Source organism: Fischerella muscicola PCC 7414, from assembly GCF_000317205.1.
Taxonomy (GTDB): Bacteria; Cyanobacteriota; Cyanobacteriia; order Cyanobacteriales; family Nostocaceae; genus Fischerella; species Fischerella muscicola.
Map to the genome: position 1 here is coordinate 93,658 of NZ_AJLK01000073.1, position 12,656 is coordinate 106,313.

General features: G+C 43.0%; 9 protein-coding genes. 4 read left to right on the top strand and 5 right to left on the bottom strand.

Annotated features, from left to right (window positions below; genetic code table 11):
- Positions 1–36 precede the first annotated feature (36 nt).
- Both UYI_RS0110805 and UYI_RS0110810 read left to right on the top strand, forming a co-directional pair.
- Positions 37–531, top strand: coding sequence for an NUDIX domain-containing protein (locus tag UYI_RS0110805; RefSeq protein ID WP_026085881.1), 495 nt, complete (start codon positions 37–39; stop codon positions 529–531).
- 91 nt (positions 532–622) lie between these two features.
- Positions 623–1,438, top strand: coding sequence for an alpha/beta fold hydrolase (locus UYI_RS0110810; protein ID WP_016866676.1), 816 nt, complete (start codon positions 623–625; stop codon positions 1,436–1,438).
- 4 nt (positions 1,439–1,442) lie between these two features.
- On the opposite strand, the gene UYI_RS0110815 is transcribed toward UYI_RS0110810, so the two are convergent.
- Entirely contained in the window at positions 1,443–2,258 is an 816-nt protein-coding gene (locus UYI_RS0110815; RefSeq protein ID WP_016866677.1) for a pantothenate kinase, read from the bottom strand.
- A gap of 406 nt (positions 2,259–2,664) precedes the next feature.
- Here UYI_RS0110815 and UYI_RS0110820 point away from each other — a divergent pair, with 406 nt between their 5' ends.
- The gene (locus UYI_RS0110820; protein WP_016866678.1) at positions 2,665–4,383 is read left to right on the top strand and encodes a diflavin flavoprotein; all 1,719 of its coding nucleotides are present in this window, start codon (positions 2,665–2,667) and stop codon (positions 4,381–4,383) included.
- Positions 4,384–4,590: 207 nt separating this feature from the next.
- Entirely contained in the window at positions 4,591–6,300 is a 1,710-nt protein-coding gene (locus tag UYI_RS0110825) for a diflavin flavoprotein (protein ID WP_016866679.1), read from the top strand.
- A 37-nt stretch (positions 6,301–6,337) separates the two neighbouring features.
- Here UYI_RS0110825 and UYI_RS0110830 read toward each other — a convergent pair whose 3' ends face one another.
- From UYI_RS0110830 to UYI_RS0110845, 4 genes are all read right to left on the bottom strand, one after another.
- On the bottom strand, positions 6,338–8,533 hold the full coding sequence (locus UYI_RS0110830; RefSeq protein ID WP_016866680.1) for a caspase family protein: 2,196 nt from the start codon (positions 8,531–8,533) through the stop codon (positions 6,338–6,340).
- A gap of 167 nt (positions 8,534–8,700) precedes the next feature.
- Positions 8,701–9,873, bottom strand: a complete 1,173-nt coding sequence (sat, locus tag UYI_RS0110835; protein ID WP_026085882.1) for a sulfate adenylyltransferase — start codon at positions 9,871–9,873, stop codon at positions 8,701–8,703.
- Between the two features lie 437 nt (positions 9,874–10,310).
- A complete protein-coding gene (gene alr / locus UYI_RS0110840; RefSeq protein ID WP_016866682.1) occupies positions 10,311–11,429 on the bottom strand; it encodes an alanine racemase in 1,119 nt (372 codons plus the stop codon).
- Positions 11,430–11,683: 254 nt separating this feature from the next.
- The gene (locus UYI_RS0110845) at positions 11,684–12,571 is read right to left on the bottom strand and encodes a hypothetical protein (RefSeq protein ID WP_026085883.1); all 888 of its coding nucleotides are present in this window, start codon (positions 12,569–12,571) and stop codon (positions 11,684–11,686) included.
- Positions 12,572–12,656 lie beyond the last annotated feature (85 nt).

Consider the following 12,656-nt stretch of genomic DNA (forward strand, 5'->3'; position numbering starts at 1 on the left):
TCAAAGTAAAACACACAATTTACCAAAATTTGCAGATTGAACGTTTTGGCTTTTTTTACTGTGGCAATCCAGTCCACACGTAGCTTATGGCGCTTTGGGCAAACTGTACTGGGGATTATTTTCCGTCATCCGATCCCTGGTACAAGCATTATTCCAATTTTACCTGATGGTCAAATAGTCCTTATTCGGAGACGAGATAATGGTCGCTGGGCATTACCAGGGGGTATGGTTGACTGGGGAGAAGATATACCAAGTGCAGTTTGCCGAGAACTGATGGAAGAAACAGGATTGGAGTTAGTCAGGATTCGGCGTTTAGTAGGAGTTTATTCTGCCCCAGATCGTGATCCAAGAATCCATTCAATATGTATTGTAGTAGAAGCAGATGTGCAAGGAAAAATGGAGATTCAAGACACATTAGAAGTAATGGAAATCCAGGCTTTTCCTCTCAATTCTTTGCCCCAAGAGTGCATGTCTCATGACCATAATCGCCAACTAGAAGATTACTTAAACGGTCTGACAACACTGGCATAATTTTTAGTGGTTGATAGTTGGTAGTTAATTGTTGGTAGTTTCTCCAAACAACAAACAATATTCATCAAATAACTTAGTTACTAAATTAAAAATGAATAACTTATTTCGTAACTCTCGAAGAAAGCTTTCTCAAGGGTTATTATTCTGGCGTGAAATTGGGAATGGAATACCTGTAGTTTTCTTGCATGGTGCTTGGAATGATAGCAGTGAATGGGTAGCTGTAATGGAGTCAATTTCAGCAGATTTTCATTGTTTTGCACCAGATTTATTTGGTTTTGGTGAATCTGATTATCCTAATATTCACTACTCGATAGATTTACAAGTTGAATGTCTTGCTGAGTTATTACAAGCTTTGAAATTAGAAAGGATATATTTAGTGGGGCATTCCCTTGGCAGTTGGATTGCTGCAAGTTATGCTTTAAAGTATCCAGAACAAGTATATGGATTGGTACTAGTAGCACCAGAGGGTGTAGAGACTGAGGAATTAGACAAAAATTGGAAAAAAATACAGGGTTTGATGAAACGTCCCCTGTGGATATTTAAATTATTAAGAATACTTAGTCCATTGACTAAAATCTTAGGTTTAGATACACAAATTGAACAGGATTGGCAACAAAGAAAAATGATGTTGCAATATCCTACAGCTAGTAATTTATTGTTCCTACGTCAATTACCAGAAATTCGTGCCGAATTATTACAAGAAAAATTAGATTTTTTAACAACTCCTGTTTTTATTTTACAGGGCGGCAAAGATACACCTGATGCATTAGCTAAGAGTAATAAATACGCGAGTTTGCTTCCACAAGCCAACTTAAAAATTATTGCCCACGTAGGCAATAATTTACCAGAAATGTGTGCAGCAATTGTGGCTGGAGAGATTCGGGATTTTATTAAAATCAATAAATGATGAATTATGAATTCTGAAAATTTTGCTCATTATGGATTTTTTCCATTCCCCAAAATATTAAATTTGGTTCCACAATCAAGCGCGTTGCAATCTCAGGAAATAGGGATTGAAGATATTTAGTTAATAAAGTGCGATCGCCTCCAGTAATGGCAATCTTACCTTGGGGAAATGACTGCCACCATGTTTCCACAAAATCTTTGATTCCTGCTAGCAAAGTATATATCACCCCACTTTGGATTGCTTCTTGAGTATTCACAGCAAAGCGTTGCGGTAAATCTTGGGGTAATTCTACATCTGGTAATTGCCCTGTATTTTCAGCAAGGGTTGCCATTTGTAAACCCAATCCTGGCAGAATTGCACCCCCAAAAAAATTTTGATTAGCGTCAGCACCAGTAAAGGTGAGTGATGTACCCGCATCTATTACTAACATGGGAAAACCCCAAGTTTTCCCCGCACCCCACAAAGCTAAAGCCCGGTCAATTCCTAAGGTAGGATACATACCTTGGAGAGGTATTTCGTCTAAGGTAATAACACTTACATTGGGGTAAGTTAACCATAAGGCTGTTTGGCTAGGAACCACTGAGGCAAGGAGGAGGGGGAGAGATGGAGTAGTGGGGGGAGTGTGGGGAGTGTGGGGAGTGGGGGAAGTATGGGGACTAGAGGAAAGGATTTCCTTTACCTCGGACAGTGTTTGACATTTAGATAAATAGTATACGAACGACTTAGGCAGGCGTTGTGTATCGTAGGTATGGCAAAGTGTATTGCCATCAAACAAGCCCCAGTGCAAGTGTGAATTACCAATTATAAGAGCTAACCACATTTTTAATATATTTTCAAAAAGATTAAAAAAACAATAGTAATACTATCGTTGTTGATTTAAAGCTCGAATGTCGCTAGAGCTATGCTAGAAGACTAGAGTTATACATTTCTTCTACCTAAGGATATCCAACTACGTGGCGAGTAGTTAAGTTGTTAAGCAATAGGGAATAGGCAATAGGGAATAGGGGATAGAGAAATAATATGTGTAATTAATTTCTGCCTAAGTAGTCCTACACCTTACACCCTTATACCCAGTTCTGAACTCCTGATGCTCTTAAATTTTTTGGTACAGATTTATACTTTTAGTTTTTTTTAAGCAATCTATAAATAAATTAATAAATATTTACAATACCTCCGTGTCAAAATAGCAATAGAGGAAAAATACTCATTTGCTATGGAGGGCAGTTATGGTGGCGCTCACCGAAAACCCCAAGAAAAGGCTAACCGTACAGGTGGTCGATATTGCTGAACAAACAACCACCATTCGTTCTCTGGACTGGGATCGCGATCGCTTCGATATTGAATTTGGTCTACAAAACGGTACTACCTATAACTCGTTTATCATACGCGGTGAGCAGACTGCTTTAGTCGATACCTCTCACGAAAAGTTTCGCCAGTTATATTTAGATACCCTTAAAAATCAAATTAATCCAGCAGACATTAACTATTTAATTATCAGTCATACTGAGCCAGATCACAGTGGTTTAGTTAAAGATGTCCTGCAACTCGCCCCGGATGTTACCGTTGTTGGTTCCAAGGTGGCGATTCAGTTTTTGGAAGATTTGGTGCATCAACCGTTCAAGCGGCGAATTGTGAAAAATGGCGATCGCTTAGATTTAGGTAACGGGCATGAGCTAGAATTTGTCATTGCACCAAACTTACACTGGCCCGACACTATCTTTACCTACGACCATAAAACCCAAATTCTGTTTACTTGTGATGCTTTTGGGTTACATTATTGCTCAGATGACACTTTTGACGAAGATTTAGAAGCCATCTCTCCAGATTTTGAATTTTACTATGAATGCTTGATGGCTCCTAATGCGCGGTCGGTGCTGTCTGCACTCAAACGCATGGGTGAATTGGAGAAAATTGGCATGATTGCTACAGGTCATGGGCCACTACTTTATCACAACGTTGAAGAACTCACCGGACGCTACCGCAGTTGGAGTCAATCTCAAACCAAGGCAGAAACTACAGTAGGAGTATTTTACGTTCCTGGTTATGGTTGGAGCGATCGCTTAGCCCAAGCTATGAGCAATGGTATTACCAAAACAGGCGTAGCAGTGGAATTGGTAGACCTCAAAACCGCAGACTTGCAAGAACTCCGGGAAATTGTTGGTCGTTGTGCAGGGATTGTTGTCGGCACACCACCAGTATCTAACCCAGCCGCACAAACTGCCCTTAGCACAGTTTTAGGTTCGGCTAAAGAAAAACAAGCCGTGGGGATTTTTGAATCCAATGGTGGTGATGACGAACCAATTTATCCCCTAATGAATAAATTCCGGGATTTGGGTTTAACACCAGCCTTCCCAGCGATTCAAATTCGAGAAACACCCACAGAAAATACCTACAAGCTTTTAGAAGAAGCCGGAACAGACTTAGGGCAATGGGTGACACGGGATAAAAGCATCAAACAGATGAAATCTCTAGATGCTGACGTGGATAAAGCCTTAGGTAGACTTAGTGGTGGGTTGTATATCATTACTGCCCAAAAAGGTGATGTGAAAAGTGCCATGCTTGCCTCTTGGGTTAGTCAAGCTAGCTTCAAACCCTTAGGAGTATCAATTGCAGTGGCAAAAGATCGGGCGATCGAATCACTCATGCAAGTGGGCGATAAATTTGTGTTGAACGTCCTGGAAGAGGGCAATTACCAAAGCTTAATGAAACATTTCCTCAAACGCTTCGCCCCTGGTGCAGATCGTTTTGAAGGAGTTAGAACCCAAAGTGCCCAAAATGGCGCCCCTATCCTCACCGACGCATTGGCATACATGGAGTGCGAAGTTACCAGTAGGATGGACTGTGGCGATCACTGGATTGTCTACAGTACAGTTGATGCCGGACGGGTAAGTAAGCCAGATGCTTTAACGGCTGTACACCATCGTAAGGTGGGTAATCATTATTAGGGTATGAGAAGTATGAGGGGTATGAGGAGTATGAGGAGTATGAGGGGTATGAGAAGTATGAGGGGATGAGAAGTATGAGAAGTACAAAGATAAAACATTTCTTTTACTCCCCCCACCTCCCCTACTCCCCCCACTCCCCTCACTCCTCACACTCCCCCCACCTCCCCTACTCCCCTCACTCCCCCACTCCCCTATCCCTAAAAAACTATGACATCCACAAAACCCCGTGACGTTCAAATTCTTCCGATCGCAACAGATACAACAATATTGCGATCGCGCAGTTGGACTCGTCTGAGATTTGAAATTGAATACGCCCTCGCTAAGGGTACAACTGCAAATTCCTATTTGATTCAAGGCGATAAAATCGCCCTGATTGATCCACCAGGCGAAACATTTACGGAAATTTACTTAGATGCCTTGCAAAAAAGGTTAGATTTAAAACAACTTGATTATGTGATTCTCGGTCACGTTAATCCCAACCGTGCTGCTACTTTAAAAGTTTTGCTGGAACGTGCGCCCCAGATCACTTTTGTTTGTTCTAATCCAGGAGCAATCAATTTGCGGGGGGCATTGGAAAATCCAGATTTGCCCATTTTGGTGAAACGTGGGGAAGAAACCCTCGATTTAGGCAAAGGTCATCACCTGCAATTTATTCCCACACCTAATCCCCGCTACCCTGACCAACTCTGTACCTACGACCCACAAACAGAAATTTTATACACAGATAAGCTGTTTGGGGCGCATATCTGCGGCGATCAGGTATTTGATGAAGGCTGGCAAATTTTTCTCGAAGACAGACGCTATTATTTTGAGTGTCTGATGGCTCCTCATGCCCGTCAAATCGAAACCTCATTGGAAAAACTTGCCGATTTGCCAGTGAGGATGTATGCCCCCAATCACGGGCCCTTGGTGCGTTATGGCTTAATTGATTTAACGAAAGCGTATCGGGAGTGGAGTCAGCACCAGACATCTCAAGATACTACCGTGGCATTAATTTATGCTTCTGCTTACGGGAATACCGCAACCTTAGCCCAAGCGATCGCCCACGGTATTACTAAAGCAGGTGTCAGTGTTGAATCCATTAACTGTGAAGTCGCCGAACCCAGCGAAATTCAAGCTGCTGTCGAGAAAGCAGCAGGATTTATCATTGGTTCCCCTACCCTTGGTGGACATGCACCGACACCAGTCCAGACTGCTTTGGGTATTGTACTTTCCACTGCTGCCAAAAACAAACTCGCCGGTGTTTTTGGTTCCTACGGTTGGAGTGGCGAAGCCATTGATTTAATTGAAGGCAAACTCAAAGATGCTGGTTATCAATTTGGCTTTGAACCTATCCGAGTCAAATTCAAACCCAACGATGTCACTTTGCAAACTTGTGAAGAAGCCGGAACAGACTTCGCCCAAGCACTAAAAAAAGCCAAAAAAGTTCGTACTTCCAGTCAACCTGCCAGCAATGTCGAACAAGCTGTAGGGCGGATTATTGGTTCTTTATGTGTGATTACAGCTAAGCGGGGGGACATATCTAGCGCAATGTTAGCTTCTTGGGTATCTCAGGCTAGCTTTAATCCTCCTGGTTTCACTGTTGCTGTTGCCAAAGATCGGGCTATTGAACCGTTGACACACTCCGGTAATCAATTCGTTCTCAATATTCTCAAAGAAGGGAACCACATAGGGTTAATGAAACACTTCCTGAAACCCTTTGGGCCAGCACAAGATCGTTTTACTGGTGTTGCTACTACAGAAGCCGAGAACGGCAATCCTATCCTTACAGATGCCTTAGCTTACCTGGAATGTACCGTACAAACTCGGATGGAAGCTGGCGACCACTGGCTAGTGTACGCGACTATAGATAATGGCAAAGTACTTAGTGATGGTGTAACTGCCGTGCATCACCGCAAGTCAGGAAATCACTATTAAGATAAAGAAGGCGTACGCATATTATCACACTGCATAGTTAAACTACCTGAAATAGAAAACCCAAACTTGACCAGTTATTTACATCCAATATATAGGAATCAGCAGGTACGGTATTAGGATCGGCTGCTGTTGTACTAGCATTGTGCAAGTCTTGCAGAAGAGCGTGGGCAACTTCTAGGGGGTTTAATATTGGGAGAATACGTTGTTGATCGGTGCGTGGGTGTTTGGCAGCTGCCAAAGCGTTGAGGGTTTGGGTAAACGGAGCTGTGCTAAAAATTAATTGGGTTTCACAAAAGGAAGGCGGCCCTTGGATTACCCACTCAAAACCAGATGTGGTTTGTGGTATGCTCAGGGTTTCGCCGGGAGCAATGGTAATATTAGTCAGCTGTGGTTCTAGGGATTCATCGGTTTCTGTAACTTTTTGCCACGGGTAAAGAGCGATCGCATTCTTTGCGCTATTTAGTCCCAAAAGTATAAAGTAGATTGGGCTGTTGCCCATGTTTTGCACGCGGTACTGTACCCGACTCCCAATAGATATAGTCGGGGTGTGTCCTGGTTCAGGGTTAGCTAATTTCTTATTGATGGTTTCTGGATTAGCAGTTCGCAGTGTTTCGCGGTGCATGACTGCACGAGGTGCAATTCCACTAATGATTTCTAGGGTTGCCTTGACGTTCAATCGGGAAGAACCTTCGTTATTTGTAAGTCGCCACAATTTTGCTGCCAGAAGGGTTTGTAGTTTGGGACTTAACCTCTGTACTGCGACTTTGACTGCTTCTCCTGCTTCGCCAAAGGTATTGGGAATTCTCTCACTGCTGGAAGAAAATAAGCCATAGCGACTAGGAGAGACTATCAATGAGGTGGAAGCAATTAAATCTTTGTTTTTGGTGTCTGGACGTTTACCAAATACGTAGTCTGCTAGTTGTTCTCCTGCAACTACACTTGTCACATGATCGACTGTAGCAAAGGCGCTGGTAGCATCTACCCGTTCAATCCTTTCTAGTTCTCCATCCAAAGCAACTATTAAGTTGATGTTTCGAGGTAAGACTCGCACTGCTTCTTGAACAAGTTGCCCGACTTGGGGAGATATTTTATTCTCAGTAGAGGAAATCTGGGTTTTTGCTGTCAAACCACTACGCGATCGCACGATTAATTGTGTAGCTGTACCTGCTTGGTTCACCACATTCAACCGAGAATTCACACCGTAGTATTCCAGTACATGGGGTGGAATTCCTGCCAACCACACCTGTACTGTTTTACCATCTTCTTCGGTTGCTGTTATTACTCCCTCTGCACCAGGAGTATCTAGGAAAAAGTTCTCGTTGAGTTGGACTCGCTGCTGATTTTTTTTACCGATCAACAAGCCTGATTGCTGTGTACTACCTAACTGCTGCATTGCACTCTCCACACGGGAGATAAACACGGGAATTGTTATTGTTGGTGTTGTTTCCCAGAGATATTGTGTCAAGGCGTAGGTAAATAATCCAGCACTAAAACCAGAATATTGGATTTCCCGTGCTAATTGGTTGGGAGCGGAGGTGGCAGATAGTATTACTCCCGGCTGTTCTGGAGAGGCTTTTTCTTGGAGTTGTTTTTGAAAGTCGAGTTCTGCATCTATTAAAACAGCTTCTTGTGGCGTTTGGCGGGCGCGAACTCGCAAAGGAGCTGTCAAAATGCTAGTAGGTGCATAGTAACTGGTGTCTAATACTGCTGTGACTCGATCTGTAGGGAGCGATCGCAACATCAACAGTAGGGTATCTTCTAATAAATAGTTGACAATTTTTGGATCTTGTGGTTTTGCTTCAATCCCATCTGCGGGAACAAGAGCATTTTGTGTCGCTTCTGGTGCGTTCCCCAAGCGGACACGACTACCATAGCCGCTAAAGTGGAAGACAACTAGATCACCGGGTTTTGCTTGTCCAATCAAATGCTCTAAAAAAGCAGCTTCAATAAATTCTCTGCTGGCTTGTTCGTCAGTTAGAGACAAAATATCTGACGGTTGGAAACCACAACGATGGATCAAAACCTCTTTTTGCAGTTCCACATCTACCAGACAACCATTCAGTGCTGGACTTTCGGAATATTGGTTGATGCCCACCAACAACGCCAGTTTCCGCGGACTGGGTTGCGCTAATGCTTGCTGATAACGGGTTCCAATTCGGAACCACTCAGCTTCTGCGACACCCAACGCCGCGAGTATGGAGCCAAACCGTTGCAAAAACGTCCGCCGCTTCATAATTGCTATCAGCCCTTAGTCCACCAGCTTATTAAGCTTATCGGGCAGAGGGCTGTAGTGTAAAGATTGGGGAAAGGGGAAAGGGGATTGGGAATTGGGAAGAAACTTGTTAAATAATTCTCCCTTGTCCCCCTTGTCTCCCTTGTCCCCGATCCCTGATCGATCCCTCAAACACTCACTTTCATCGCCCGTGCCAGTTCTGCTGCTACCTCTGGGCGGGAAAATTCTGGTGGGGGTAACTCGCCTCGACGCAGCATTTCCCGTACTTTTGTACCCGATAGGTGAACGCGTTCCTCTGGTTTGCTGGGACTGGTTTTAGTCGTCGCCATCTGCTTAGTACGGGTGCAGTAGAAGGCGTGTTCAAACATCATTGGCGTGATGCCAATTTCATCTGGTGTAAACTCATCAAAGATGTATTGGGCATCATAGGTTCCGTAGTAATCACCAACGCCTGCATGATCCCGCCCGACGATAAAGTGAGTACAGCCATAATTTTTGCGGATTAAGGCATGGAAAATTGCTTCACGGGGTCCAGCGTAACGCATTGCTGAGGGGTTAATTGCTAGAATTACCCGATCTTGGGGATAGTAGTTTTGTAGCAAAATTTCATAGCAACGCATCCGCACATCCGCAGGGATATCATCATCTTTTGTTGCCCCTACCAAGGGATGCAAAAATAGACCATCTACGGTTTCTAGCGCACACTTTTGGATATATTCATGGGCGCGGTGGATGGGGTTACGAGTTTGGAAACCAACAACGGTTTTCCAGCCTTTTTGCTTGAATAATTGCCGGGACTCGGCAGGATCGATTTGGTAGGTGGGGAAGTGGGGATGAGGATCGCGTTCTAATAACCACACATCACCTGCAAGGTTGACAGGCCCTTGATTATAGACTACTTGTACACCGGGATGTTTTTCATCATCGGTGCGGTAGACATTGATTGCTTCTCGCTTTTTGTCATAGCGATATTTTTGGCTGAGTTCCAAAACCCCGATGAATCTGCCTTCAGGGTTATCCAGACGGACCAAACCGCCTTCGGTAAGAGAAGCCGCAACTTCTTCGCTGACTGAAAGTGTAATGGGAATTGACCACACAGTACCGTTCGCCAAGCGCATTTCGGCGACAACGCGATCGTAGTCTTGCTGGTTCATAAAACCAGTTAGAGGACTAAAACCACCGATCGCAATCATTTCTAGATCAGAAACTGCTCTTTGATCGAGTTGCACGCGCGGCAGAAACTCAGCCTTAGAGAGAAATACTTCTTTTTGTTCTGGTGTAGCAATGCGATTAACCAACTGCCCACCGTGAGCAGGAATGCCATCTGGATAGTAACTCAACTTTGCCCCTTGTTTGCCTAAATACACTTTTTTTAAGGTATGTTAATAACTTACCAAACTGCAAGTATGTATAGAACAAAGTTTATAAGAGAAAATAAAAGTAAAAATTAACACTTTTTCTTATAGTGTTTTTACTGAATAATCTCATGTTTCCAGCTTGAGTCTCACGGGCAATTGCCCACAACGAGGGGAAAAAGTCTAACGAACACCGATGCACACCGATGGATTATGAGTTTGCTGTTAAGTTAGTCGCTAATCTTGATCGCTATTTTCAAGACAGTCAATCACGCTGCTGTTTTGGCACAACCAAACATGAAAATTTTTACCCCTTCTGCCATCTGCCTTCTGCCATCTGCCTTCTGCCATCTGCCTTCTGAATCTATAATAAAAGCACGGCTACTTGCCGTGCCAGGATGGGAAAAAGCACATCACCTGCATCAATATAAGTAACTTACCTGGTTCATAAAACCAGCCATCAGGTTGATTTCTGTGTGTACACTCTGAAACTTATCTGCTAATTCTTCAAAGGTAATCTCCTCGTTACCTTGACTACCAACCAAAACTACCTCGTCTCCCCATTTTACTTCTTTTGGTAGATCAGTAACATCTACTGTTGTAATATTTAGCGAAACTCTTCCCACGACTGGACAACGCTGACCCTGAATTAAAACAATACCCTTGTTAAATAGCGATCGCGGATAACCTTCACCAAAACCCACAGGTAAAGATGCAATTAAACTATCGCGTTGGGTAGTATATAAACTGCCATAACCAATAGTTTTACCTGCTGGTACTTTCCTTACCTGCGCCACCCTGGTTTTTACCGACATGACTGGTTTCAGTTCTAAAGGATTTTCAAAGTCACGTGAAGTGCGTACCCCGTAACAAGCAGCGCCAACCCTTACTAAACTATTACATTTAGGAGTAAGACGCATTGTTGCAGCACTATTGTGAGTATGAGTTAATACGTTCTCTGGTAAGTAATCATCGAGAGTAGTACGAACATGATAAAAATCTTCCATCTGCTTTTCTGTAAACGCTAGGTCTTTACCGTCAGCACTGGCGAAGTGAGTCATAATGCCAACAATAGACAAACCCGGCAATGTACAAACTTTCTTTAATTCTTCAATCTGAGATGAAAAGAAACCACTTCTACCCATCCCCGTATCAATATTGATATGCACAGGAATTTTTTTGCTGCGTTTCAACCCTGCATCAGATAGATACTCTGCTGCTTCCATTGTTCCCACCTGTTCTTCAATGTTCAGGCGGCGTATCGACTCCTCTAATTCCTCTGGTAGCGCCATGCGTAAACGCAGGAGTTTGACATCTAAACCCAAATCACGGATAGTCGTTGCCTCTGGATTTGTGCAAATACCAATGTAATCTGTTCCTGACACGACTGCCGTTGTTGCTAACTGCCTTAAACCATGTCCGTAGGCATTTGCCTTCATCACTACACACAACTTTGCAGGTGCAACAAAATCTCGGATGTAGCGAATATTATCTTTAAAGTTTCTGGCGGAAACTGTGACTTCAATATGATGCTGATTCATTGGGGTTGTATGTTTAACTCTTTTAAGTAGTTGGTAGTTGATGGTTGGTAGTTAGTTGTTGATTTATCCAAACAACAAACAACAAACAACGAACACCACTCATAGCGATTCGTGCCAACTTATTATCAAATACAACCCCTGAATTTCCAGTTTAATTCACTACTTTTTGGCAAGCATTTTTTCTTAGGAATTATTATTTGAATAAGGATAATTAGTAATAGAATTTATTACTAATTACCCATTCAGTTATTCAACTAAATTTCTGCCACAGCCCGTTCAATCAAGCGACGTGCAAGGGTTTGTGTGCCTGTATGTTCGTAGTAATTTGTTGCTACATCTAGAAACGCTCCTAAATAATCTAATTTGTCATCAGCTATTTCAACAAAATTTTGCAAGTTTTGAACAACCTTTTGGGGTGTCAAATTATTGGTAGCAACTAAATTACTCATCCAACCTTGAACCGACTGAAAACTTTCGCCAATAAAATTCAGTTTGCTGGCAGAGTTTTGACCCGGAATTGCCTCTTGCATATTTTGGAAAGTTGTGTTTTGTTCCAACTCTTGGGGATTAGTTTGACTAATTGTAGATAAGGCTTTGCTGATGAAGTCCGGACCAAGAGGTATCAAACCATCAACACAAACCAAAGCCACCATGCGAATCAGCGACTCACCGCTATACTCACCCAAGGACGCTACAAAGTCCCCAATGCTATCGCCGGGAATACCGTTGATGCTACAAAAAGCTACTAACTCAGCAACTAATTTCAAACACAGGTCAATGGTTTGAGCTTTGTCAGCTTTGGGAGTGATAGAGTTGAGAAACCCCAACAGAGGAATTTTCTCTCCTACCTTATTAGCAAAAGCTGCTGCACCCAGCGCTTTATCTGTGCGATCGACAGTTTGATATAACCACATAGCCCGTTGGTAGCCTTGGGAACGATCATTGTAGAGATAAATTGCTCGTTCGCCAATTGCTTGAATCAAGCTTTCATCAGTTTCCCCAGTCACAGTTTTAATCGTGTTGACAAAACCAACCACATTTTGCCACTCACCAGGGGCGACAAAATCTAGCGAATTCAGCATGGAAACAGTCAAGTTATTAGTTGGTAGTTCGTCTACCAACTCAAAAATGGGTTTACTCACAAAAATCTCCTTATTTTGTTATTTGTTGGTTGTTGGTTGTTGGTTGTTGGTTGTTGGTTCCAAACAACTATCAACCAGCAACCAT

Excerpts from the sequence above, each read along its gene's own strand:
- UYI_RS0110830 (WP_016866680.1), bottom strand. The coding sequence starts at position 8,533 with ATGAAGCGGCGGACGTTTTTGCAACGGTTTGGCTCCATACTCGCGGCG.
- UYI_RS0110820 (WP_016866678.1), top strand. The coding sequence starts at position 2,665 with ATGGTGGCGCTCACCGAAAACCCCAAGAAAAGGCTAACCGTACAGGTG.
- UYI_RS0110815 (WP_016866677.1), bottom strand. The coding sequence starts at position 2,258 with ATGTGGTTAGCTCTTATAATTGGTAATTCACACTTGCACTGGGGCTTG.
- UYI_RS0110825 (WP_016866679.1), top strand. The coding sequence starts at position 4,591 with ATGACATCCACAAAACCCCGTGACGTTCAAATTCTTCCGATCGCAACA.
- UYI_RS0110810 (WP_016866676.1), top strand. The coding sequence starts at position 623 with ATGAATAACTTATTTCGTAACTCTCGAAGAAAGCTTTCTCAAGGGTTA.
- alr (WP_016866682.1), bottom strand. The coding sequence starts at position 11,429 with ATGAATCAGCATCATATTGAAGTCACAGTTTCCGCCAGAAACTTTAAA.